Origin of the sequence: Paracoccus sp. (in: a-proteobacteria), from assembly GCF_030604785.1 — a bacterium.
Classification (GTDB): domain Bacteria; phylum Pseudomonadota; class Alphaproteobacteria; order Rhodobacterales; family Rhodobacteraceae; genus Paracoccus.
Window position 1 is genome coordinate 38,253 of record NZ_JAUVVF010000003.1, and the last position, 22,402, is coordinate 60,654.

The following is a 22,402-nucleotide window of genomic DNA, read 5'->3' on the forward strand; positions in this document are numbered from 1 at the left end:
GGAACGGCCCCGCCTTGGCGGGGCCTTTTCATGTCGGCCTGTTCATTTCCAGCGGCGATGCACCCAGAACCACTGATCCATGTGCTGGCGCACCAGCATCTCGAGATCGTCGTTCAGCGCCTGCATCATCTCAGCCGGGCTGCCTTTGGCGACCGGGCTGCCGACATGGACGCGAAAGCGCAGCCCGTCGGGCAGGCGTATCCCTGCGATGGGCACCAGAACCGCATCGTAGCGCAGGGCGAGCTCGGCAGGCGTCAGCACGGTCCGGGTCGGCAGGTCGAAAAAGCGCAGCTCGGCCCCGTCATGGTCGAACTGGTCAAAGCCCAAGGCCAGCCAGCCGCCGCCCTTGAGAAAGCGCAGCATCGCGGCCAGTCCGGCCCGGCCGCGCGGGAAAAGCGGTTCGGCGATGGCGGTGATGGCGGGGACGTAATGGCGGTTGAAGGCCTGGTTGTTCATCGGCCGGTAAAGCGCGCCGACCGGCCAGCCGCGCCCGGCCAGGGCCGCGCGCATCGCATCGTAATTGCCGAAATGCGCGCAGGCCAGGATCACGGGGCGGCCTTGGGCAAAGGCTTCCTCCAGCATGGGAAGGCCCGGCCCCTCCAGCGGGTCCGAGGCATGGATGCGGGCGGTGAAGTCCTCGCCGGAATAGATCTCGGCCAGGGACCGCCCGGCATTGTCGGGAACCGCGCGCAGAAGCGCCGCGATCTCGGTCTCCGACAGGTCGGGCCGCGCCATCGCGAGGTTGGCCCGGATGCGCCGCCGCCAGCCCGCGACCGGAGCCAGCAGGCGCGAGAAGATCCAGCCCATCGCCGGGATGCGCCTCTCGTAGGGCAGCAGGCGCACAGCGCCCATCAGCGCCAGAAAGGCCGCGTTGCCCAGGCGATCGGCAAGGCCGGGGCGTTCGTCGCTCATCCGGCCCTCCGCGCGGCGCGCGCGGCCTGCGCCTCGCGCGACCAGACATAAAGCCCTGCCAGAACGATCACCGTCGCCCCCGCCACCGTCCAGATATCGGGAAGCTGGCCAAAGAACAGCCAGCCCCACAGCCCCGCCCAGACAAGCCCGGTATAGCCGAAGGGCGCCAGCGCCCCGGCCTCGGCCTGCGAGAAGGCGCGCACCAGAAGATACTGGCTGACCGTGCCCAGGATCGCAAGCAGCCCGAACGCCCAGAGGTCAGAGGCGGCGACTGGCTGCCAGACGAAGGGCAGGGCCAAGCTGGTCAGCGCCGTCCCCACCACCGCCGACCACAGGACCGAGGTGACGACGCTGTCGCCACGCACCATCCGCGTCAGCAGCGCGCCGGCCGCGAAGGTGAAGGCCCCCGCCAGCGGCAGCAGTGCGGCGGGCTGGAAGACGCCCAGACCGGGCCGGATGATCACCATCGCCCCGAACAGCGCGACGACGATGCCCACGACCCGGCGCGGGCCGATCTTCTCGCCCAAAAACAGGGCCGCGCCAAGCGTGATCAGTACCGGGTTCAGGTCCATGATCGCGGTCGCCTCGGCCAGTCCGATATAGGCCAGCGAGGTGAAGAACAGTCCGACCGAGCCCAGCTGCATCAGCGCGCGCGCGAATTGCAGCCCCGGTTGCCGCGTCCGCATCAGCCGGGGCAGGTGACGGTGGAAAATCAGCGCGAAGATCAGCAGGTTGCCGACAAAGCGCGCCCAGATCACCTGACCCGCCGGATAGGTCTGGGTCAGGTGCTTGGCCGTCGCATCCATCAGCGTGAAGCCCAGGATCGCGGCCAGAAGCAGCCCGATCCCCGCCGACTGGCCCGAGAAGCGGCCCAGGGGCGGGGCCAAGTCGATGGCAGGCCGTGGCATGGTCATCAGCGGGTGCGGCCCGCGGCCCGCTTGTCACCAAGGGGGCCGCGAATTGCACCGCTTTCCGCCTCCAGGGCGGGCTTGCGCCTCACAGAAGCGCCTTGGCGCGTTCCGCGACAGCCTCGGCGGTGATGCCGAAATGCTTGTAGAGCGCGGGCGCCGGACCCGATGCGCCAAATCCGGTCATGCCGACAAAGGCCGATTTCGCCTCGGACCCGCCAAGACCCAGCAGCAGCCGGTCCCAAGGCAGGCCGATCGCCGCCTCGACGGCGATGCGGACGGTGCCGGCGGGCAGGACGCTGGCGCGGTAGCCCTCGTCCTGGGCCAGGAACAGCTCGATCGAGGGGACCGAGACGACGCGCGTGGCGATGCCATCGGCCTCCAGCGCGTCGCGCGCGGCAACGGCGATCTCGACCTCGGAGCCCGAGGCCATCAGCACGACCTGCGGCGCGGCCGAGGCCTCGCGCAGCACATAGCCGCCCTTGGCGGACAGGTTCTCGGCGATCTCCTCGCGCAGCGTCGGCAGGTTCTGGCGCGACAGGGCCAGAACCGAAGGCCGGTTCGTCTGCGACAGCGCGATTTCCCAGGCCTCGGCGGTCTCGATCTGGTCGCAGGGGCGCAGGGTCAGCGTGTTCGGCGTGGCGCGGCAGATCGCCAGATGCTCGACCGGCTGGTGGGTCGGGCCGTCCTCGCCCAGGCCGATGCTGTCATGGGTCATCACATAGACGACCGGCACGCCCATCAGCGCCGACAGGCGCATCGCGCCACGCGCGTAATCGGTGAAGGTCAGGAACGTGCCGCCATAGGGGCGGAAGCCGCCATGCAGCCAGATGCCGTTCATCGCGGCGGCCATGCCGTGTTCGCGGATGCCGTAATGGATGTAGCGGCCCAGACGGTTTTCGGGGCTGAAGACGCCCTGACCGCCGGTCTTGGTGTTGTTCGAACCGGTCAGGTCGGCCGAGCCGCCGAAATTCTCGGGCATCTCGGCATTCAGCACTTCCAGCACGTTCTCGCTGGCCTTGCGGGTCGCGACCTTCGGCTTGCCGTCCAGCGTCTGCTGCTTGAAGGCGGCGATGGTCGGCGCAAGGCGCGGGTTCGGGTCGGTGCTGATGCGTGCGGCGAAACCGTCGCGCCCGGCGGCCTCCAGCCCATCGACGCGGGCCTGCCATGCGGCGCGCGCCTCGGCGCCGCGCGCGCCGATCTGGCGCCATTGGTCAAGGATCTCGCCGGGGATCTCGAAGGCGCCGGCGGTCCAGCCATAGACCTCGCGCGTGGCGGTGATCTCGGCCGCGCCAAGGGGCGAGCCATGGGCCTTGCTGCTGTCGGCCTTGGCGGGCGAGCCGAAGCCGATCACCGTCTTGCAATCGACCAGAACCGGGCGGCCGTCATCCTGCGCGGCCTCGCGCAGCGCGCGGTCGATATCGGCGGCGTCATGGCCATCGCAGGACAGGACCCGCCAGCCCGAGGCCGCAAAGCGCGCGCGCTGATCGGTCCGGTCCGACAGGCTGACGCGGCCGTCGATGGTGATGTCGTTGTTGTCCCACAGCACGATCAGGCGGCCCAGCTTCTGATGGCCGGCCAGGCCGATCGCCTCCTGGCTGATGCCCTCCATCAGGCAGCCATCGCCCGCGATGACCCACGTGCGGTGGTCGCAGAGATCGGAGCCGAATTCGGCGCGCATCGCCTCTTCGGCCATGGCGAAGCCGACGGCGGTGGCGATGCCCTGGCCCAGGGGACCGGTCGTCGTCTCGACGCCCTCGACATGGCCGTATTCCGGATGGCCCGCCGTGATCGCGTCCAGCTGGCGGAAGTTGCGGATCTGGTCCAGCGTCATCTGCTGGTAGCCCGTCAGGTAGAGCAGGCTGTAGATCAGCATCGAACCGTGGCCCGCCGACAGGATGAAGCGGTCGCGGTCGAACCAGTGTGGCGCCGAGGCGTCGAATTTCAGGTGGTTGCGAAACAGCACCGTCGCCACGTCGGCCATGCCCATCGGCATGCCCGGATGGCCGGAATTGGCGGCCTCGACCGCGTCCATCGACAGCACGCGGATGGCCGCGGCGAGGTTCCAGTGGTCGGGATTGGCGGAGCGGCGGGCGGCGATGTCCATGACGGGTCCCTTGCGGCAAGAAGCTTCGCAGACCTGTTAGGTTGGATGCGGCCGGGTTGCAAGCCGGGCGTCAGCTTTCGCCCCCCCGCGCCGCCGCAAGCGGCCTGATCTTGAGCCGCGTGATCCGGTTCTCGCGCCGCGTCACAACCTCGAAGCGGTAGCCGTGGAAGCTGAAGACCTGACCCTGTTCCGGGATCGACTGCGCCATGTGGATGACCAGCCCCGCGACCGTGTTCGCCTCGTCGTCGGGCAGGTTCCAGTCCAGCTGGCGGTTCAGGTCGCGGATCGTCATGCCGCCCTCGACCAGGTAATCGCCCTGCGGGCCGGGCTTCAGCGTCTGGTCGGATTCGGTGTCGTGTTCGTCGGTGATCTCGCCCACGATCTCTTCGATGATGTCCTCCAGCGTCACGAGGCCGCGCAGGCTGCCATATTCGTCCACGACCAGCGCGAAATGCGTGCGGCGCTTGAGGAATTCGCGCATCTGTTCGTCCAGCGCGGTCGTCTCGGGGACGAAATAGGGCGGCATGGCCACGGCCATCACGTCAAGCCGGCGGTCGGCCATAGGGTCGCGCTGGTCGCGCACGGCACGGTTGACGGCGCGCAGCAGATCCTTGGCATGGACCACGCCCACGACATTCTCGCGTTCGTCCTTGTAGACGGGCAGGCGGGTATGGGGGCTGGACAGCACCGCTTCCAGGATGCGCTCGGGGGCCATGTCGGCGTCGATCATCTGGATCTCGCTGCGGTGGCGCATGATCTCCTCGACGGTGCGGTTGCCCAGGTCCAGAGCGCCCAGCAGGCGGTCGCGGTCCTCTTTCTGGACGGCGCCCGAGGCATGGCCGATCGACAGCGCGCCCGCGATCTCTTCCTCGATGGAGAACATGTGCGCGCCCGCATCGGTCTTGAGACCGAACAGCCCAAGGATGCCGCGCACGATCAGACGCACGACCGCGACCACCGGCGACAGGATGATCGTGACCAGCCGGATCGGCCGCGCGACAAGGCTTGCGACCTTTTCGGGGGCCGAGATCGCATAGGTCTTGGGCATCACCTCGGCGAAGATCAGGACCAGCACCGTCATCACCAGAGTGGCCATGGCGACGCCGCTGCTGCCCAGCACCCGCGTCAGCAGGGCGGTGGCGAGGCTGGCCGACAGGATGTTGACGACGTTGTTGCCCAGAAGGATCGCGCCGATCAGCTTTTCGCTGTCCTCGGTCACGCGCAGCGCGGCCTGTGCCCCGCTTTCCCCCTTGTCGGCACGGGCCTGCAGCTTGGACCGGCTGGAAGCCGTCAGCGCCGTTTCCGAACCCGAAAAGAAGGCCGAGATGGCCAGCAGACAGGCGATGGCGCCGCAAGTCAGCCAGAAGACGCCGTCGATACTACTTGAAGGATCGTCCATTGTGATTTGATAAACCTATGTTTTATCGGTTCTTGCATCTGCAAGCGGATGATGGTTCAGCACCAGTTCGCGCATCCTTGCGCTGACGACATGGGTGTAGATCTCCGTCGTTCCCAGATCGGCATGGCCCAGCAGCGTCTGGATCACCCGCAGATCTGCCCCGCCCTCCAGCAGATGGGTGGCAAAGGCGTGGCGGATGACATGGGGCGTCACCCGGGCGGGGTCCAGCCCGGCGGCCAGCGAAATGCGTTCCAGCAGTCGTGACATGGCCTGCCGGGGCATGTGGCCCGCCTTGCCGGGCGCGGGAAACAGCCAGCGCGCCCCGCGCCCCGCGATCAGCCGGGCCAGCGGGCTGCCCTCGGGCGGGGCGTCGCGATGGGCCAGCCACGCCGCCAGCGCCGTCCGCGCGGGGCGGGTCAGGGGCACCAGCCGCTCGCGTCCGCCCTTGCCGCGGATCAGCAGCAATTCCGGATCGCCCCGGCAGCCCGCGACGGGCAGTTCGACCAGTTCGCTGACGCGCATGCCCGTCGAATAGAGCAGTTCGACCAGACAGGCCGAACGCGCGCGGTCGGGCGCGGTCCGGCCGATGGCGGGGGCGGCGTCCAGCAGCAAGGCGATCTCTGCCTGGCTGAGGCTGCGGGGCAGGCGGTGCGTGCGGCCGGGGCCGCTGATGCGGATCGCGGGATCGTCGGGGCGCCAGCCCTCTTCCAGCGCGAAGCGCGTGAATTGCCGGATCGAGGACAGCCGCCGCGCCCGCGTCGCCCGCGACAGGCCCTGCGCCTCGCAGAAGGCCAGATAATCCTCGACCCGTTCGCGCGTCAGATCGGCCAGCGTCAGGGATTGCCGCGCCAGCCAGCCCGACAGGTCGCCAAGGTCGCGCCCATAGGCCAGAAGCGTGTTGCGCGCCGCCCCCGCCTCGGCGGCCTGGGCATCCAGAAAGGCGGATATGGCGGCAGCGTCGCGGCTCATGGGGCGCCGGCGATGCGGGGCAAAAGCGTGATCTGGATCTCGGCGCGGCGCGCATCCTCGGGCAGGCCGAGCGCGCGCAGCATGGCGATGCCGCGCCCTGCCCGCGCCAGATCGCCCTCGAGCGCGGCGTCGATATCGGCCATGGCCAGCAGCAGCGCCTCGCCCCGCTGCGTTTCCGGCGGCTCGACGGCCTCGGCGGCGAGTTCGGGGGCGGGCTCAAGCGCTGCGGTTCCGGTCAGGCCGCGCCACTGGCGCAGCAGGGTGACGATCTCGGCGGTCCGCGCGTCGCCCGGATAATGGTCGGGCAGGTCGGCGGCCACCATCGCGGCCAGCAGATCCGCCATCCCGGCCGCGGCGAATTCGTCAAAGGCGCGGGGCAGGGCCTGCGCCAGCTCGCCCGATTGCAACCCCGCCTCGAGCGTGCGCATCGCGCTCGCGCGTTCCCATACCCCCCCCGAGGCCGCGGGCCGCTGTTCGCCATAGATCGAGCGCAGGGTCGAGGGTCGCAGCGCACCCGAGCGCGCCAGTCGTTCGGCCGCCTCCAGCCGGGCCTTGAAGCCGCTGTTCAGCCGCAGATCGCTCTGCGCGAAGGCGACGGGCAGGGTGACGGTGGGCAGCGGCTGGCCGATCGCCTCGTGGATGCGGAATTCCAGCGGCGTCATCCGCTCGGCCGGTTCAAGCGTCTCTTCGCCGTCGACGAAGGCATCGTCCAGGAAATGCGTCAGCAGGATCGCCTGTCTCTCGTCGATCAGGCCCAGGCTCTCGGCGCCGTGCAGGCTGATCGCGGCCGCCGCCCAGTCGCCGGTCTGCGCCAGGCAGAAGATGCGCGCCGGAAAGCTGGGCGCGATGCCGGGCGTGTTGTTCATGATCCGGCAGGCGCGGTGCTCGTCGCCTTCCAGCAGGGCGATGTCAAAGAGGCGGCGGAAGATCTCGGGATCGCCGGGACCGGCGGCCAGCAGCAGGGCCTGAGCCTCGTCCAGCGCGCCCATGTCCAGCAACCGGTCGACCCGCGCCATGAACAGACGTCCCTGCGGATCGGGCGCACCGTCGATCTGGGGCGGTGCAAGCTGCGCCGACAGGACCCGGCGCATCAGCGCCTGCATGGATTGCAGCCGGGCCGGGGTGCGCAGCAGCAGCGCCGACAATTCGGCCGGGTCGCTGCCCGCCCACAGATCGGCCGGAAGCCCCGCCCGGCGTGGCGTCATCGTGCCGGCGCCGTCAGGATTGCCCTGATCCAGCCGCGTCACCAGAACTGGCCCGACATCGCCGCTGACGGCCACGGGCTGGCGCGACATCGCGCCCTGTTCGGGCGGTGGCGGATCGCCGGGCCGCCAGGCCGAGGTTTCGCGCTGCGGCCCGCGCACGCTGCCCGACAGCCAGTCGCTGGCAGAGAGGGGCTGACCCTGCGCCAAGGCTGCGGGCGCCGGCAGGGCAAGGGTCAGGGCCAGCAGGGCCGCGAAGGTGCGCCGTTCAGTCACCCGGCATCCCCAGCTGCAGCGGCAGGCGCGTCTCTTTGCGCGCGGGCTCCATGTCGCCGAAATAGGCGTAACCGGCCAGCCCGATCACAGCCGCCAGAATCACCACCGCCAGAACCTTGATCAGCCGCATCGCCCTGCCCTTGCTTGCCCGTTGCCATCGGGGTCTTGTCATGCCCTTGCCCGGTCTGATGCCGGGTCCAGAGGATTATATATGGCAATTCCGGGAAGATCACGCCATTCAGTCGCAAGATAAAGGGATTGCGATGCGACGGCACTTGATCAGGCATATCGTGCTTGTGGGCATGATGGGGGCGGGGAAGACGGCGATCGGGGGCGAATTGGCGCGGCGCCTCGGCGTGCCGTTCCGCGACTCGGATGCCGAGATCGAGACCGCCGCCGCCATGACCATCACCGAGATCTTCGCCCGCGACGGCGAGGCCTTCTTTCGCGCCCGCGAGGCCGAGGTTCTGGGCCGGCTTCTGGCCGGGCCGGCCAGCGTCATCTCGACCGGCGGCGGCGCCTTCATGCAGGAGGGCAACCGCAAGGCCATCGGTCAGGCGGCGGTCTCGGTCTGGCTGGATTGCGAGATCGAGACGCTGTGGCAGCGCGTCCGCCAGCGCCCGACCCGGCCTCTGCTGCAGACGGCCGATCCGAAAGGCACGCTGATCCGGCTGATGGAGGAACGCGCGCCGGTCTACGGGCTGGCCGACCTGCGGTTCCGTTCGCAGGCGGGCGACAGCATCGAGGCCTCGACCCGGCGCCTGCTGACGGCGCTCGAGAATGCCGCCTCGTCCCCCTTTGCCCCTGTTCCGAAGGACCGACCCTGATGACCGAGACCGTCACCGTCCATGTTCCCCTTGGCGCGCGCGCCTATGATGTCCGCATCGGGCGGGGCCTGATCGGATTGGCGGGGGCACAGATCGCGCCCCTGCTGGCGCGGCCGCGCGTCGCCATCGTGACGGACGCCGTGGTCGCGGGACTGCACCTGCCCGCGCTGGAGGCCGCGCTGCGGGCCGAAGGGATCGAGAGCCGCGCGCTAGTGCTGCCTGCGGGTGAGGCCACGAAAAGCTGGCCGCATCTGACGCGCTGCGTCGATTGGCTGCTGGAACAGCAGGTCGAGCGACGCGATGTCGTGCTGGCGCTTGGCGGCGGGGTGATTGGCGATCTTGTGGGCTTCGCGGCGGCGATCCTGCGGCGGGGCGTGCGTTTCGTGCAGCTGCCCACCACGCTGCTGGCGCAGGTGGACAGCAGCGTCGGCGGAAAGACCGGCATCAATAGCGCGCACGGCAAGAACCTGATCGGGGCGTTTCACCAGCCCTCGCTGGTGCTGGCCGATATCGACGTGCTGGACACGCTGAGCCCGCGCGATTTCCTGGCCGGTTACGGCGAGGTCGCGAAATACGGGCTGCTGGGGGATGCGGCCTTTTTCGACTGGCTGGAGGAGAACGCGCCGGGCCTGCGCGACGATCCGGCGCTGCGGCTGAAGGCGGTTGCGCATTCCGTGGCGATGAAGGCCGGGATCGTCACCCGCGACGAGACCGAGCAGGGCGAGCGCGCGCTGCTGAATCTCGGCCACACATTCGGCCATGCGCTGGAGGCCGCGACGGGCTATTCCGACAGGCTTCTGCATGGCGAGGGGGTGGCGATCGGCTGCGCGCTGGCCTTCGATCTGTCGGCGCGAATGGGGCTTTGTTCGCAAGAGGCGCCCAGCCGGGTTCTGGCGCATCTGCGGCAGATGGGCATGCCCTCGCGCCTGTCCGAGATCGCGGGCGCGCTGCCCGACGACCGGGCGCTGATCGCGCTGATGGGACAGGACAAGAAGGTCGTGGACGGCCGCCTGCGCTTCGTTCTGGCGCGCGGCATCGGCGAGGCCTTTGTCAGCGACGCGGTCGACACCGCGACACTGGAAGCCGTGCTGCGCGACGCGCGCTAGGCCCCGCGTCCGTCCCGGCCCGGAAAGCCGCGCGACCCCCCATCGAGGGGGGGGCGCTCGGCTGGCTGCCGCGCAAGCCCGGTCAGGCGGCGCGCTTGCGGTCCAGCATCGTCTCGACCATGGCATCGGCCACGCGGGCCGGGGGCTGGCCGCTAGCGGCGGCGCGGTCCAGCATCTGGGCCACGCGGCCTGCGATGCCCGCCAGACGCTCGAGCCGCCAGGCGTCGTTCTTGCCGTGGATCTCGCTGGCGACGCTGATGATGCCGCCCGCATTCACGACGTAATCGGGCAGATAGGTGATGCCGCGCGCGGCCAGCGTCTCGGTCAGGTCGTCACTGGCCAGCTGGTTGTTCGCCGCGCCGCAGACCAGCCGCGCGGTCAGCGCCGGGATCGTCTGCGCGTTCAGCACGCCGCCGAGGGCGCAGGGCGCGAAGATGTCCATCTCTTGCGCGAAGACCTGATCGGGCGCGCAGATCGTGGCGCCCAGCCGGTCCGCCGCATCGTCAAGCGCCGCGTGATGGATGTCGGTCACGATCAGCCGCGCGCCCGCAGCGGCCAGCTTTTCGGCCAGCGACAGGCCGACATGGCCCAGACCCTGCACCAGAACGCGCCGCCCCGTCAGGTCGTCGCTGCCGAAGACATGGGCCGCGCCGACGCGCAGGCAGCGGAACACGCCCTCGGCGGTCCAGGGCGAGGGGTCGCCCGAGGCGCCCGACAGACCCACCGCATGGCGCGTGGCCTCGGCCGCATGGGCCATGTCCTCGGGCGAGATGCCCACATCCTCGGCCGTCCAGTAGCGCCCGCCAAGCGCCTCGACCGCCTCGCCGAAGGCGCGCATCATCGCGGGGGTCTTGTCCCGGCGCGCATCGCCGATGATCACCGCCTTGCCGCCGCCCAGGCCCAGATCGGCCATGGCGTTCTTGTAGCTCATGCCGCGCGCCAGCCGCGTCACGTCGTGGATGGCCGCCGCGTCATCGGCATAGGGCCACATCCGGCAACCGCCCGCCGCCGGGCCGAGCACCGTCGAATGCAGGCAGATCAGCGCGCGCAGACCCGCCTCGGGGTGCTGGGCCAGCACGAGGCGCTCGAAACCGTCGGGCGGGGTCAGGTCGGTCAGGGTCAGGGGCATGGCTGCTATCCTATGTCAGGTCCTTCAGACCAGAAAACGCCGCCTGAAAGCCGTTGCAAGCGCAGGATCATTCCGAAAGGGCAGGGCCATCGGCGCGCAATTTGCAAATCGTCGGGGCAGGGGCGGCGGCAAGATCGCTACGCCGCGCCGCGGCGCGCCACATGAAAAAGGGGCGGCCCGCCGGACCGCCCCCGAAGTGATTCGCCCTGAACCGTCAGGATCAGAACGGGATCTCGTCGTCGTAATCGGGGCGTCCGCCGCCCGACGGCGCACCCGAGGGGCCGCCGCGGCTGCTGCCGTAATCGTCATAGCCGCCGCCCATGCTGCCGCCGCCCGCACCACCGCCGCCTTCGCCGCGACCGTCCAGCATGGTCAGGTTGCCGCCCAGGCCGCGCAGGACGATCTCGGTCGAGTAGCGGTCTTGGCCCGACTGGTCCTGCCATTTGCGGGTTTCCAGCGCGCCCTCGACATAGACCTTGCTGCCTTTCTTCAGATAGCGCTCGACCACGTTGACGAGGCCCTCGTTGAAGATGGCGACCGTGTGCCATTCGGTCTTTTCACGCCGCTCGCCGGTGGTGCGGTCCTTCCAGGTCTCGGATGTGGCGATCCGCAGATTGGCCACCTTGCCGCCGTTCTGAAAGCTGCGGATCTCGGGGTCGCGCCCAAGATTGCCGATCAGGATGACCTTGTTGACGCTGCCTGCCATGACGGGGTTCCCTTGTTCCGAGTGTTGAAGGCCGGTCTAGCGCAGCCGCGCCCCCAGCCGCAAGCCATCAGGCGATGGGCAAGCCGCCGCCGAGCGGGGCGGGGCGTCCCCGTCCGGGCGCAGGCGGCGGGTGGCGGAGCGGGCAAACCGGTGTATAGTGCCCGGCGTCGAAGCAGCGACAAGCTGACGAACACGAGGGCAGAGACATGCGGTTCACTCATCTTCTCAGGCTCGCGATCTGTGCGGCGCTGGCCACGGGCGTCGCGGCGCCGGTCTCGGCCGAGGGGCTGCGGCTGTCGGGCAGTTCGTCCAAGTCGCGCGCCGAGCAATTCGCCCGCCAGACCCGGCTGATGGATTCGCGGCTCTCGACGCAATACCAGCAATCGGCGCGGCTTCAGCCCGGCCGGATCGAGCAGGCCATGCCGCTGGCCCCCGACGGCGGCAACATCCCCCGCTATACCGGGCGGCGCAGCGAATACCTGCCCCATGCCCGCGCGGCGGCGCAGCGCCACGGCATCCCCGAGGACCTGTTCCTGCGCCTCGTTCAGCAGGAATCGGGCTGGAACCCGAATGCGCGGTCGCACAAGGGTGCGATGGGGCTGGCGCAGCTGATGCCCGGCACGGCGGCGAAGCTGGGCGTGAACCCGCATGATCCGATGCAGAACCTCGATGGCGGGGCGCGTTATCTGCGGATGATGTACAACCAGTTCGGCAATTGGCGGCTGGCGCTGGCGGCCTACAATGCGGGGCCGGGGGCGGTGCAGAAATATGGCGGCATCCCGCCCTATCGCGAGACCCGCAACTATGTGCGGATCATCGCCGGAGGCTGAGCGGGTCGCGGCCTAGCGCCGCAACCCCGTCTCGCGCAGAAGGCCCCTGCGGCGAGCCTCGTAGTAATAGCCGCGCGAATACCACATGATCGCCCGGTCGGGATTGCCGTCCGAGACCATCCATGCGCCGCGCAGATAGCGCACGCCGTATTTCAGGTTCGTGTCCGCATCCAGAAGCGCCGTATCCGGGCCGCGAAAGCCCATCGTGCGGGCGGTCTGCGGGTGGATCTGCATCAGCCCGTAATAGGGGCCGTTGCGGGCGCCCGGCCGGTGGCCGGATTCGCGCAGCACCACGCGCTGCACCAGGGCGGGCGGCACGTCGTAATGGCCGGCCCAGAAATTGATGCGCTGGCGCAGATGGGGCGTCTCGTTCGGGTAGAGGCCGGTATGCGTCACGCCGCGGCGCGAGGTGGCGCTGTCGCCGCCCCCGCAGGCCGCAAGTGCAAGGACCCCGAGGATCAGGCCGCGCCGCCCGAGGCGGTGAGCGATGTCTTGATTCCGGGTGCTGTTCCGGTCGGCGGAGGAAAGCTCCCCCGCCGCGCCGAACAAGACGGGCAATGCCGCCTCAGGCATGGATCGCCCCGCCGCCGCAGGCCAGGGCCGCCTCGCGCACCGCTTCCGACACGGTCGGATGGGCGTGGCAGGTCAGCGCCAGATCCTCGGCCGAGGCGCCGAATTCCATTGCAACGCAGACCTCGTGGATCAGGTCGCCCGCCGACGGCCCGATGATGTGGCAGCCGAGGATGCGGTCGGTTTCCGCATCCGCAATCAGCTTGACGAAACCCTCGCCCAAAAACTGCGCCTTGGCGCGGGCATTGCCCATGAAGGGGAACTTGCCGATCTTGATCTTGCGGCCGTCCGCCTTGGCCTGTTCCTCGGTCAGGCCCACATTGGCGACCTCGGGCGTGGTGTAGATGACGCCCGGGATGACGTCGTAATTCACATGGCCGTGCTTGCCCGCGATGACCTCGGCCACGGCCATGCCCTCGTCCTCGGCCTTGTGCGCCAGCATCGGGCCGGGCACCGCGTCGCCGATGGCATAGACGCCCTTGACGCTGGTCGCCCAGTGCTTGTCGACCTGAACGAAGCCGCGATCGGTCAGCGTCACGCCAAGCGCGTCGAGGCCCAGACCCTCGACATGCGGGCGGCGGCCGGTGGCGACCAGCACGACATCGGCGCTGATCTCCTGCGCGCTGTCGTCCTTTTTCAGGGCGTAGCTGACCTTGACCTGGTCGCCCGCAACCTCGGCCGATTTCACGGCGGCGCCGAGGGTGAATTTCAGCCCCTGCTTGGCCAGCATCTTCTGGAACTGCTTCTGCACCTCGCCGTCAAGTCCGGGGGTGATCACTTCCAGATATTCCAGCACCGTCACCTCGGCACCGAGGCGGGCATAGACCGAGCCCAGTTCCAGCCCGATCACGCCCGCGCCGATCACGACCATGGATTTCGGGATGCGCGGCAGCGCCAGCGCGCCGGTGGAATCGACGATGCGGCCCGCCTCGTTGTCGACCTCGACGCCCTTGAGCGGCGCCGGGGTCGAGCCGGTGGCGATCACGATGTTCTTCGTCTCGTGGACGGTGTCGCCGACCTTGACCTTGCCGGCCTCGGGGATCGAGGCCCAGCCCTTGAGCCAGTCGATCTTGTTCTTCTTGAAGAGGAATTCGATCCCCTTGGTGTTGCCCGCGACGGTTTCGGCCTTGTAGCCCTGCATCCTGTCCCAATCGACCGAGACATGGGCGCCCATCAGGCCCATCTTCTCGAAATTCTCATGGGCCTCGTGCAACATATGCGTGCCGTGCAGAAGCGCCTTGGACGGGATGCAGCCCACATTGAGGCAAGTGCCGCCGAGCGTCTCGCGCCCTTCGACGCAGGCCACCTTGAGGCCCAGCTGGGCGGCGCGGATGGCGCAGACATAGCCGCCGGGTCCGGCGCCGATCACGATCAGGTCATACATGGCAATTCCTTTCGTCAGGCCGCAGGACCGGGGGCTTCGCGCCCCCGGACCCCCGCGGGATATTTGGTCCAAGGCAAATCACAGCAGGCTTGCCATGATCATGAGGATGGTCGCCAGAAAGCCCACCGCCCAGATGATCGAGCGGCCCGGCACCCAGCCCCGCACATAGGCGGGCACATAGAGGATGCGGGCGCCGAGATAGGTCCAGGCGAGGATGGCGGTGAGGGTCGAGGCCTTCTGGCCGAGCGTCACCACGACAACGGCGATGGTGAAGAGGATCAGCCCCTCGAAATGGTTGTTCAGCGCGCGCTGCAGGCGGCCCGCGCGACCGGACAGCGCGTGGCCCGCCAGATCGTCGCGATTGCCCATCGCCGCGCGGCGGCCGATCTGGCGCTGCGCAGCCAGCGAGAAGGCGATCATCTGCGCGAATTGCAGCAGGCCCGCCAGCGCCAGCACGGTCAGTTCGGGTGTCATGGTCATGCCGTTTCGCGCCCCTCTGTCCCTTGTCCCGCCTTAGCGCGTTACCGCATGGCGGCGCAACGTGTTCGCCGGGCCAGGGGCGGGGTGCGGGCGGATCGGGATGCGGGTGATCGGGGCGGGCGTCGGCATGGGCTGTCCTTGGCCGGGCAGGGCCCGGGCGCGGTGGCGCGCCCGGGCCGAGGTTATTCGGCGGATCAGAGATCCATCAGCAGGCGGCGGGGGTCTTCCAGCGCCTCCTTGACGCGGACGAGGAAGGTGACCGCGCCCTTGCCGTCGACGATGCGGTGATCGTAGCTGAGCGCCAGATACATCATCGGGCGGATGACGATCTGGCCGCCGACCACGACCGGCCGGTCCTGGATCTTGTGCATCCCGAGGATGCCCGATTGCGGGGGGTTCAGGATCGGCGAGGACATCAGCGAGCCATAGACGCCGCCATTCGAGATGGTGAAGGTGCCGCCCTGCATCTCGGCCATCGACAGCTTGCCGTCGCGGCCCTTGGTGCCGAGTTCGGCGATCTCCTTCTCGATCGCGGCGAAGGATTTCTGGTCGGCGTCGCGGACGACCGGCACGACAAGGCCCGAGGGCGTGCCGACGGCGACGCCCATATGGACGAAGTTCTTGTAGACGACGTCGGTGCCGTCAATTTCCGCGTTGACCTCGGGGACTTCCTTCAGGGCGTGGCAGCAGGCCTTCACGAAGAAGGACATGAAGCCCAGCTTGACCTTGTGCTTCTTCTCGAAGGCGTCCTTGTATTCGTTGCGAAGCGCCATGATGCCGCTCATGTCGGCCTCATTGTAGGTCGTCAGCATCGCAGCGGTGTTCTGCGCGTCCTTCAGGCGGCGCGCGATGGTCTGGCGCAGGCGGGTCATCTTGACCCGCTCCTCGCGCGGCGCGTCATCGGCGGACGAGGGCGCGCGGGCGGCCGCCGGGGCCGGGGCGGGCGCCGAGGCGGCACGGGCCACGTCTTCCTTCATCACGCGACCGTCGCGGCCCGAGCCCTGGACCTGGTCGCGGTTGAGACCGGCCTCGGCCATGGCCTTCTTGGCGGAAGGCGCGTCCTCGGGGTCGCGGGGGCGCATCTCCTCGGGGCCGGCATTCTTCAGCACCGTGTCCTGGGCGGCCTGCGCGCCGCTGGCGGCGGCGGATTTCGCGCCGCTGGCGCCTTCGGTGATGATCGCGAGGCGGGCCTTTGCATCGACCGTGGTGCCTTCGCCGGCCAGGATCTCGGCCAGAACGCCCGCAGCCGGGGCCGGGACCTCGACCGAGACCTTGTCGGTTTCCAGCTCGCAGAGCATCTCGTCGGCGGCGACCTGGTCGCCGGGCTTCTTGAACCAGGTGGCGACGGTCGCTTCCGTCACGCTTTCACCAAGGGCGGGGACCATCACGTCCACGGATTTGCCGCTCATCTTGCCTTGTCCTTCCGGGGTCTTGTCGGCCTGCGATTGGGCCTGCGGTTTCTCGGGCTTTGGTTCGCTGGCGCCGGCATCGGCAGAGCCGATCCGTGCCAGAAGGGCGTCGGGGGCGACGGTCTCGCCCTCGGCTGCGACGATCTCGGCCAGGATGCCCGCGATGGGGCTTGGCACCTCGACCGTCACCTTGTCGGTTTCCAGCTCGCAGAGCATCTCGTCGGCCGCGACGCGGTCGCCCGGTTTCTTGAACCAGGTGGCGACCGTCGCCTCGGTCACGGACTCGCCCAGAGCGGGAACGTGGACTGGCGTGCTCATCGGATCAACCTTCTAGGCCGAGCGCGTCGGCGATCAGGCTCTCCTGCTCGGCCTTGTGGCGCGAGGCGAGACCCGTGGCGACCGAGGCGGCGGCATTGCGGCCCGCATAGCGCGCCCGGGTGTGCTTGGCGCCCAGACGTTCGAGGCACCATTCCAGATAGGGCTCGACAAAGCTCCAGCCGCCCTGGTTCTTGGGCTCTTCCTGGCACCAGACGATCTCGGCCTGCTTGAAGCGGCCCAGTTCCTTGACCATCGCCTGGGCGGGGAAGGGATAGAACTGTTCCAGACGCAGCAGGTAGATGTCGGTGATCCCGGCCTCGTCGCGCGCCTTGAGCAGGTCGTAATAGACCTTGCCCGAGCAGACGACGACGCGCTTCATCTTGTCGTCCGCGACCAGTTCCGTGGCCGAGCCGCCGCGCTGCGCGTCGTCCCACAGCACGCGGTGGAAGGTGCTGCCGGTCTGGAATTCCTCGGCCTTGCTGATCGCCATCGGGTGGCGCAGCAGCGATTTCGGGGTCATCAGGACCAGCGGCTTGCGGAACTTGCGTTTCAGCTGGCGGCGCAGGATGTGGAAGTAGTTCGCCGGCGTCGTGCAGTTCGCGACGATCCAGTTATCTTCTGCGCAGCCCTGCAGGAAGCGTTCGAGACGGGCCGAGGAATGTTCCGGACCCTGACCCTCGAAGCCGTGGGGCAGCAGCATGACCAGACCCGACATGCGCAGCCATTTCTTCTCGCCCGAGGAAATGAACTGGTCGAACATGATCTGCGCGCCGTTGGCGAAATCGCCGAACTGGGCCTCCCACATGACCAGGTTGTTCGGCTCGGCCAGCGAATAGCCGTATTCGAAGCCCAGCACCGCATATTCCGAGAGCATCGAGTCGATGACCTCGTATTGGGCCTGGCCCTCGGCGATGTGGTTCAGCGGGTAATAGCGGTCCTCGCTCTGCTGGTCGATGAAGGCCGAATGGCGCTGGCTGAACGTGCCGCGGGTGCTGTCCTGACCGGCCAGACGGACGCCGTGGCCCTCCAGCAGCAGCGAACCGAAGGCCAGCGCCTCGCCGGTCGCCCAGTCGAAGCCCTCGCCGGTGGCGAACATCTGCTTCTTCGCCTCGAGCAGACGGCCCACGGTCTTGTGCAGGTTCATCCCCTCGGGAACGGTGGTCAGCGCGGCGCCGATGCGGGTCATCGCCTCGGGGTCGATGCCGGTCTCGCCCGCGACATATTCCTCGCCCTCGCGGTCGAGGCCCGACCACTTGCCGTCAAGCCAGTCGGCCTTGTTCGGCTTGAAGGTCTTGCCCTGCTCGAATTCCTCGTTGAGGTGCTTCTGGAAGGCGGCCTTCATGTCCTCGATCTCGCCCTCGGGGATCAGCCCGTCAGCGACCAGACGCTCGGTGTAAAGCTGAAGCGTCGTCTTGTGGCCCTTGATCTGGGTATACATCGCCGGGTTGGTGAACATGGGCTCGTCGCCCTCGTTGTGACCGAAGCGGCGGTAGCAGAAGATGTCGATGACGACGTCCTTCTTGAACTTCTGCCGGAACTCGGTCGCCACCTTGGCGGCATGGACCACGGCCTCGGGATCGTCGCCGTTCACGTGGAAGATCGGCGCCTCGACCATCAGCGCGATATCGGTCGGATAGGGCGAGGTGCGGCTGAAATGGGGCGCGGTGGTGAAGCCGATCTGGTTGTTCACAACGATATGGATGCAGCCGCCCGTCCGGTGCCCCTTGATGCCCGAAAGCTGAAGGCATTCGGCCACGACGCCCTGACCGGCAAAGGCCGCGTCGCCATGCAGCAGGATCGGCAGGACCGAGCTGCGGTCGGTGCGGTCGCCCAGCTGGTCGCCCTTGGCGCGCGCCTTGCCCAGCACCACCGGGTTCACGGCTTCAAGGTGGCTGGGATTCGCGGTCAGCGACAGGTGGACGGTGTTGCCGTCGAATTCCCGGTCGCTGGATGCGCCGAGATGATACTTCACGTCGCCCGAACCGTCTACATCCTCGGGCTTGAAGCTGCCGCCCTGGAATTCGTTGAAGATCGCGCGATAGGGCTTGGACAGCACGTTGGCCAGAACCGACAGGCGGCCCCGGTGGGGCATGCCGATCACGATGTCCTTCACGCCAAGCGCGCCGCCGCGCTTGATGATCTGTTCCATCGCGGGGATCAGCGCCTCGCCGCCGTCAAGGCCGAAACGCTTGGTGCCCATGTATTTGACATGCAGGAACTTCTCGAAGCCCTCGGCCTCGACCAGCTTGTTCAGGATGGCGCGGCGGCCTTCGCGGGTGAACTGGATCTCCTTGCCGAAGCCCTCGATCCGCTCTTTCAGCCAGGCGGCTTCCTCGGGGTTCGAGATATGCATGAATTGCAGCGCGAAGGTGCCGCAATAGGTGCGCTCCATCAGGTCGCGGATCTGGCGGATCGACGCGACTTCAAGGCCCAGGACGTTGTCGATGAAGATCGGACGGTCCATGTCCTCGGGGCCGAAGCCGTAGCTTTCGGGGTTCAGCTCGCCATGGTCGGGGACGTTGCGCAGGCCAAGCGGGTCCAGATCGGCATGCAGATGGCCCCGGATGCGGTAGGCGCGGATCAGCATCAGCGCGCGGATGCTGTCCAGAACGGCCTGACGCAGCTGCGCCTCGGACAGGGAGACGCCCTTCTCGGCGGCCTTGGCGGCGATCTTCTGGCCGGCGGCCTTGGCCTCGGCCTTGCCGCCCGCCGGCCATTCGCCGGTCAGCGCGCTGGTCAGTTCGTCGGCGGGAACCGGAGGCCAGTCCTTGCGCGACCAGCTTGCGCCCTCGGCCTCGCGGGCGGCATCGGACTGCTCGTCGCCGAGGCCCCGGAAGAACGCGTCCCAGGCCTGATCGACCGCAGCCGGGTTCCTTGCCCACTGCCCGTAAAGCTGTTCCACATAGGCCGCGTTGTGGCCCTGCAGGAACGAGGAATCGTGAAAGTCGGTGTTCTTAGGCTGCTCGGTCATGGTCAGTCCCCGGTTCAGGGCGGAAAAGCGCGCTCAGGCGCAGTGAATGTCGAAGATGCGGGCGCCGGGATCGGCGAAGGGGTCCAGCCTCGGCTGCGGCTGGACAAAGGCAGGGGCGCGCCGCTCCAGCCCGCACAAGGCCAAAGCCGCGCGGCTTTCGGCATCGGGCGGCGCCAGCGAGGGCTGATAGATCACCCGCCAACCGAAATCCCGCCGCGCCACGGTGCGGACCGAGGCGGGCGGAAGCGTCGTCGCCAGATGCAGGTCGGTGCGTGCCGGAATGCCGCCGGGCAGGATGTCGGTCGTCATCCGCTCGCCGCAGGCCGTCAACGCCAGAAGGGCCGCCAGCGACAGGGGCAGACGGCACACCGCAAGGCGGTGCGTCGGGTCTTGCCGGGGCTGATCAGCCCTTGGTCCTGTCACTGTCCGGTCCTTCCCCGTCGTCATGCCGCCCCCCCCCTTACATAGGCAAGGGGGGCGGGGGGTCAAATCATCAACCCTTGATCGCCTTCAGCACGGCCTCGCCCAGCCCTGCCGGGCTGTCGGCAACCACGATCCCGGCCTTCTTCATGGCCTCGATCTTGGATTCCGCGTCGCCCTTGCCGCCCGACACGATCGCGCCGGCATGGCCCATGCGACGGCCCGGAGGCGCCGTGCGGCCAGCGATGAAGCCCGCGGTGGGCTTCCACTTGCCCTTGCGCTTCTGCTCGGCCAGGAATTCGGCGGCTTCCTCCTCGGCCGAACCGCCGATCTCGCCGATCATGATGATCGACTCGGTCTCGGGGTCGTCAAGGAACATCTGCAGCACGTCGATATGCTCCATGCCCTTGATCGGGTCGCCGCCGATGCCGACCGCCGAAGACTGGCCGAGGCCCACGTCCGAGGTCTGCTTGACCGCCTCGTAGGTCAGCGTGCCCGAGCGCGAGACGACGCCCACGCTGCCGCGGCGGAAGATGCTGCCCGGCATGATGCCGATCTTGCATTCGTCCGGCGTCATGATGCCCGGGCAGTTCGGCCCGATCAGGCGCGACTTGCTGTTGGCCAGCGCGCGCTTGACGCGCATCATGTCCAGAACCGGGATGCCCTCGGTGATGCAGACGATCAGCGGCACCTCGGCGTCGATGGCTTCGAGGATCGAGTCCGCCGCGAAGGGGGGCGGGACATAGATCGCGCTGGCATTGGCGCCGGTCTTGGCCACGGCCTCGTGGACCGAGTTGAAGACCGGCAGGCCCAGATGCTCGGAGCCGCCCTTGCCGGGCGTCACGCCGCCGACCATCTGCGTGCCGTAGGCGATCGCCTGTTCGGTGTGGAAGGTGCCCTGGGACCCGGTGATCCCCTGGCAGATGACTTTGGTATTCTTGTCGACGAGAACGGCCATCATGGCCTCCTTGCGTAAGCGACGCCCATGCGCCGCGATGTTCCAGAGGAGGGCGCGCCCAACGCGCGCCCGGATGGATCAGCCCTTGACGGCCTTGACGATCTTCTGCGCGGCGTCCGACAGGTCGTCGGCGGCGATCACGTTCAGGCCCGACTTGGCGATGATCTCCTTGCCCAGCTCGACATTCGTGCCCTCGAGGCGCACGACCAGCGGGACCTGCAGGCCGACCTCCTTCACGGCGGCGATGATGCCCTCCGCGATGATGTCGCAGCGCATGATGCCGCCGAAGATGTTGACCAGGATGCCCTTCACGTTCGGGTCCGAGGTGATGATCTTGAACGCTTCGGTGACCTTCTCCTTGGTCGCGCCGCCGCCGACATCCAGGAAGTTGGCCGGCTCGGCGCCGAACAGCTTGATGATGTCCATGGTCGCCATGGCCAGACCCGCGCCGTTCACCATGCAGCCGATCTCGCCGTCGAGCGCGATGTAGTTCAGGTCGAACTTCGAGGCGGCCAGTTCCTTCGGGTCCTCCTCGGTCTCGTCGCGCAGCGCCATGATGTCGGGCTGGCGGTAGAGGGCGTTGTTGTCAAAGCCCATCTTGGCGTCGAGGCACTTGATCTGGCCCTCGGGGGTCACGATCAGCGGGTTGATCTCGAGCATCTCCATGTCCTTCTCGATGAACATGCGATAGAGATTCTTGACCAGCTGGACGCATTGCTTGACCTGCGCGCCCTCCAGCCCCAGGGCAAAGGCCACGCGGCGGCCGTGGAAATCCGACAGGCCCGAGGCGGGATCAACCGAGAAGCTGACGATCTTCTCGGGGGTGTGGGCTGCGACTTCCTCGATGTCCATGCCGCCCTCGGTCGAGGCGACGAAGCTGACGCGCGAGGTCTGGCGGTCCACCAGCAGCGCCAGATACAGCTCGCGCGCGATGTCGCTGCCGTCCTCGATGTAGATGCGGTTGACCTGCTTGCCGACCGGGCCGGTCTGGTGCGTGACCAGAGTGCGGCCCAGCATCTGGCGGGTCAGCTCCTCGGCTTCCTCGACCGACTTGGCCAGGCGGACGCCGCCTTTTTCACCGGCTTCGGCTTCCTTGAAGCTGCCCTTGCCGCGGCCGCCCGCATGGATCTGCGCCTTCACCACCCAGAGCGGGCCGTCCAGTTCGCCGGCAGCGGTCTTCGCCTCGTCGGCCTTCATCACGATGCGGCCATCGCTGACGGGTGCGCCATACTGGCGCAGCAGCGCCTTGGCCTGATATTCGTGAATGTTCATCGGGACCCCCTCGTTCGGTTCCAGGATTTGGCGCGTTGTGCCACAAGCCGGAGGGGCCGAGAACAGAAATCGCGGCGAAATCGGGAAAACCGGCGGGAAAGCGATCAATGTGATCACAGTCCGAAATACTGTGATCACAGCATGTCGCCTGATAGCGCAAGCAGGTTGATTCGGGACGCGCGGTGGCATTCAAGGCGCCGGTTGCAAGACCCAAGATGCCGCATTGCAGCGAAAAATTCCGGGTGACGC

Annotated in this window: 20 protein-coding genes; 3 read left to right on the forward strand and 17 right to left on the reverse strand. The window is 68.2% G+C overall.

Annotated features, from left to right (window positions below; genetic code table 11):
* Nucleotides 1-42: 42 nt before the first annotated feature.
* From QAR72_RS01720 to QAR72_RS01750, 7 genes are all read right to left on the reverse strand, one after another.
* The gene (locus QAR72_RS01720) at nucleotides 43-912 is read right to left on the reverse strand and encodes a lysophospholipid acyltransferase family protein (protein ID WP_304615633.1); all 870 of its coding nucleotides are present in this window, start codon (nucleotides 910-912) and stop codon (nucleotides 43-45) included.
* Nucleotides 909-1,826 carry a DMT family transporter gene (locus tag QAR72_RS01725; protein WP_304615634.1) on the reverse strand — a complete coding sequence of 306 codons (918 nt, stop codon included), beginning with the start codon at nucleotides 1,824-1,826 and terminating at the stop codon, nucleotides 909-911. The genes QAR72_RS01720 and QAR72_RS01725 overlap by 4 nt, the downstream gene beginning before the upstream one ends.
* An 82-nt stretch (nucleotides 1,827-1,908) precedes the next feature.
* Nucleotides 1,909-3,927 (reverse strand): transketolase, encoded by a 2,019-nt coding sequence (gene tkt, locus QAR72_RS01730; RefSeq protein WP_304615635.1) that lies wholly within the window; start codon nucleotides 3,925-3,927, stop codon nucleotides 1,909-1,911.
* A 70-nt stretch (nucleotides 3,928-3,997) separates the two neighbouring features.
* A complete protein-coding gene (locus QAR72_RS01735) occupies nucleotides 3,998-5,326 on the reverse strand; it encodes an HlyC/CorC family transporter (protein WP_304615636.1) in 1,329 nt (442 codons plus the stop codon).
* Between the two features lie 15 nt (nucleotides 5,327-5,341).
* Nucleotides 5,342-6,295: a tyrosine recombinase gene (locus QAR72_RS01740; RefSeq protein WP_304615637.1), complete on the reverse strand. Its 954-nt coding sequence runs from the start codon at nucleotides 6,293-6,295 to the stop codon at nucleotides 5,342-5,344.
* A complete protein-coding gene (locus QAR72_RS01745; RefSeq protein ID WP_304615638.1) occupies nucleotides 6,292-7,773 on the reverse strand; it encodes a hypothetical protein in 1,482 nt (493 codons plus the stop codon). The genes QAR72_RS01740 and QAR72_RS01745 overlap by 4 nt, the downstream gene beginning before the upstream one ends.
* Complete coding sequence (locus QAR72_RS01750; protein WP_304615639.1) at nucleotides 7,766-7,903, reverse strand: hypothetical protein; 138 nt, start codon at nucleotides 7,901-7,903, stop codon at nucleotides 7,766-7,768. Before QAR72_RS01750 ends, QAR72_RS01745 begins: the two co-directional genes overlap by 8 nt.
* Before the next feature lie 58 nt (nucleotides 7,904-7,961).
* Between QAR72_RS01750 and QAR72_RS01755 the strand changes: the two genes are divergently transcribed.
* Both QAR72_RS01755 and aroB read left to right on the forward strand, forming a co-directional pair.
* Nucleotides 7,962-8,600, forward strand: a complete 639-nt coding sequence (locus QAR72_RS01755; protein WP_304615640.1) for a shikimate kinase — start codon at nucleotides 7,962-7,964, stop codon at nucleotides 8,598-8,600.
* Entirely contained in the window at nucleotides 8,600-9,706 is a 1,107-nt protein-coding gene (gene aroB / locus QAR72_RS01760; RefSeq protein ID WP_304615641.1) for a 3-dehydroquinate synthase, read from the forward strand. The genes QAR72_RS01755 and aroB overlap by 1 nt, the downstream gene beginning before the upstream one ends.
* Nucleotides 9,707-9,788: 82 nt before the next feature.
* Here aroB and QAR72_RS01765 read toward each other — a convergent pair whose 3' ends face one another.
* Both QAR72_RS01765 and ssb read right to left on the reverse strand, forming a co-directional pair.
* Nucleotides 9,789-10,835 carry a Leu/Phe/Val dehydrogenase gene (locus QAR72_RS01765; RefSeq protein WP_304615642.1) on the reverse strand — a complete coding sequence of 349 codons (1,047 nt, stop codon included), beginning with the start codon at nucleotides 10,833-10,835 and terminating at the stop codon, nucleotides 9,789-9,791.
* 220 nt (nucleotides 10,836-11,055) lie between these two features.
* On the reverse strand, nucleotides 11,056-11,541 hold the full coding sequence (ssb, locus tag QAR72_RS01770; RefSeq protein ID WP_304615643.1) for a single-stranded DNA-binding protein: 486 nt from the start codon (nucleotides 11,539-11,541) through the stop codon (nucleotides 11,056-11,058).
* A gap of 206 nt (nucleotides 11,542-11,747) precedes the next feature.
* Between ssb and QAR72_RS01775 the strand changes: the two genes are divergently transcribed.
* Nucleotides 11,748-12,371 carry a lytic transglycosylase domain-containing protein gene (locus QAR72_RS01775; RefSeq protein ID WP_304615644.1) on the forward strand — a complete coding sequence of 208 codons (624 nt, stop codon included), beginning with the start codon at nucleotides 11,748-11,750 and terminating at the stop codon, nucleotides 12,369-12,371.
* A gap of 12 nt (nucleotides 12,372-12,383) precedes the next feature.
* Here QAR72_RS01775 and QAR72_RS01780 read toward each other — a convergent pair whose 3' ends face one another.
* The 8 genes from QAR72_RS01780 to sucC form a co-directional block, all read right to left on the reverse strand.
* Nucleotides 12,384-12,860, reverse strand: a complete 477-nt coding sequence (locus tag QAR72_RS01780; protein WP_304615712.1) for a lytic transglycosylase domain-containing protein — start codon at nucleotides 12,858-12,860, stop codon at nucleotides 12,384-12,386.
* Nucleotides 12,861-12,936: 76 nt separating this feature from the next.
* Nucleotides 12,937-14,331: a dihydrolipoyl dehydrogenase gene (gene lpdA / locus QAR72_RS01785; RefSeq protein WP_304615713.1), complete on the reverse strand. Its 1,395-nt coding sequence runs from the start codon at nucleotides 14,329-14,331 to the stop codon at nucleotides 12,937-12,939.
* A gap of 72 nt (nucleotides 14,332-14,403) precedes the next feature.
* On the reverse strand, nucleotides 14,404-14,799 hold the full coding sequence (locus tag QAR72_RS01790; RefSeq protein WP_304615714.1) for an MAPEG family protein: 396 nt from the start codon (nucleotides 14,797-14,799) through the stop codon (nucleotides 14,404-14,406).
* Between the two features lie 200 nt (nucleotides 14,800-14,999).
* Nucleotides 15,000-16,532, reverse strand: coding sequence for a 2-oxoglutarate dehydrogenase complex dihydrolipoyllysine-residue succinyltransferase (gene odhB, locus QAR72_RS01795; protein ID WP_304615645.1), 1,533 nt, complete (start codon nucleotides 16,530-16,532; stop codon nucleotides 15,000-15,002).
* 4 nt (nucleotides 16,533-16,536) lie between these two features.
* Nucleotides 16,537-19,503 (reverse strand): 2-oxoglutarate dehydrogenase E1 component, encoded by a 2,967-nt coding sequence (locus QAR72_RS01800; protein ID WP_304615646.1) that lies wholly within the window; start codon nucleotides 19,501-19,503, stop codon nucleotides 16,537-16,539.
* Nucleotides 19,504-19,536: 33 nt separating this feature from the next.
* Entirely contained in the window at nucleotides 19,537-19,872 is a 336-nt protein-coding gene (locus tag QAR72_RS01805) for a hypothetical protein (RefSeq protein WP_304615647.1), read from the reverse strand.
* Nucleotides 19,873-19,996: 124 nt separating this feature from the next.
* Complete coding sequence (gene sucD, locus QAR72_RS01810) at nucleotides 19,997-20,881, reverse strand: succinate--CoA ligase subunit alpha (protein WP_304615648.1); 885 nt, start codon at nucleotides 20,879-20,881, stop codon at nucleotides 19,997-19,999.
* Nucleotides 20,882-20,959: 78 nt separating this feature from the next.
* Entirely contained in the window at nucleotides 20,960-22,153 is a 1,194-nt protein-coding gene (gene sucC / locus QAR72_RS01815) for an ADP-forming succinate--CoA ligase subunit beta (RefSeq protein WP_304615649.1), read from the reverse strand.
* Between the last annotated feature and the right edge of the window lie 249 nt (nucleotides 22,154-22,402).

What these genes read in the sequence shown, in the direction of transcription:
- tkt (WP_304615635.1), bottom strand. Translation starts at nt 3,927, where the DNA reads ATGGACATCGCCGCCCGCCGCTCCGCCAATCCCGACCACTGGAACCTC.
- QAR72_RS01755 (WP_304615640.1), top strand. Translation starts at nt 7,962, where the DNA reads ATGCCGGGTCCAGAGGATTATATATGGCAATTCCGGGAAGATCACGCC.
- ssb (WP_304615643.1), bottom strand. Translation starts at nt 11,541, where the DNA reads ATGGCAGGCAGCGTCAACAAGGTCATCCTGATCGGCAATCTTGGGCGC.
- QAR72_RS01790 (WP_304615714.1), bottom strand. Translation starts at nt 14,799, where the DNA reads ATGACACCCGAACTGACCGTGCTGGCGCTGGCGGGCCTGCTGCAATTC.
- aroB (WP_304615641.1), top strand. Translation starts at nt 8,600, where the DNA reads ATGACCGAGACCGTCACCGTCCATGTTCCCCTTGGCGCGCGCGCCTAT.
- QAR72_RS01765 (WP_304615642.1), bottom strand. Translation starts at nt 10,835, where the DNA reads ATGCCCCTGACCCTGACCGACCTGACCCCGCCCGACGGTTTCGAGCGC.
- QAR72_RS01800 (WP_304615646.1), bottom strand. Translation starts at nt 19,503, where the DNA reads ATGACCGAGCAGCCTAAGAACACCGACTTTCACGATTCCTCGTTCCTG.
- QAR72_RS01750 (WP_304615639.1), bottom strand. Translation starts at nt 7,903, where the DNA reads ATGCGGCTGATCAAGGTTCTGGCGGTGGTGATTCTGGCGGCTGTGATC.
- QAR72_RS01720 (WP_304615633.1), bottom strand. Translation starts at nt 912, where the DNA reads ATGAGCGACGAACGCCCCGGCCTTGCCGATCGCCTGGGCAACGCGGCC.
- sucD (WP_304615648.1), bottom strand. Translation starts at nt 20,881, where the DNA reads ATGGCCGTTCTCGTCGACAAGAATACCAAAGTCATCTGCCAGGGGATC.
- sucC (WP_304615649.1), bottom strand. Translation starts at nt 22,153, where the DNA reads ATGAACATTCACGAATATCAGGCCAAGGCGCTGCTGCGCCAGTATGGC.
- odhB (WP_304615645.1), bottom strand. Translation starts at nt 16,532, where the DNA reads ATGAGCACGCCAGTCCACGTTCCCGCTCTGGGCGAGTCCGTGACCGAG.
- QAR72_RS01725 (WP_304615634.1), bottom strand. Translation starts at nt 1,826, where the DNA reads ATGACCATGCCACGGCCTGCCATCGACTTGGCCCCGCCCCTGGGCCGC.
- QAR72_RS01735 (WP_304615636.1), bottom strand. Translation starts at nt 5,326, where the DNA reads ATGGACGATCCTTCAAGTAGTATCGACGGCGTCTTCTGGCTGACTTGC.
- QAR72_RS01775 (WP_304615644.1), top strand. Translation starts at nt 11,748, where the DNA reads ATGCGGTTCACTCATCTTCTCAGGCTCGCGATCTGTGCGGCGCTGGCC.
- QAR72_RS01740 (WP_304615637.1), bottom strand. Translation starts at nt 6,295, where the DNA reads ATGAGCCGCGACGCTGCCGCCATATCCGCCTTTCTGGATGCCCAGGCC.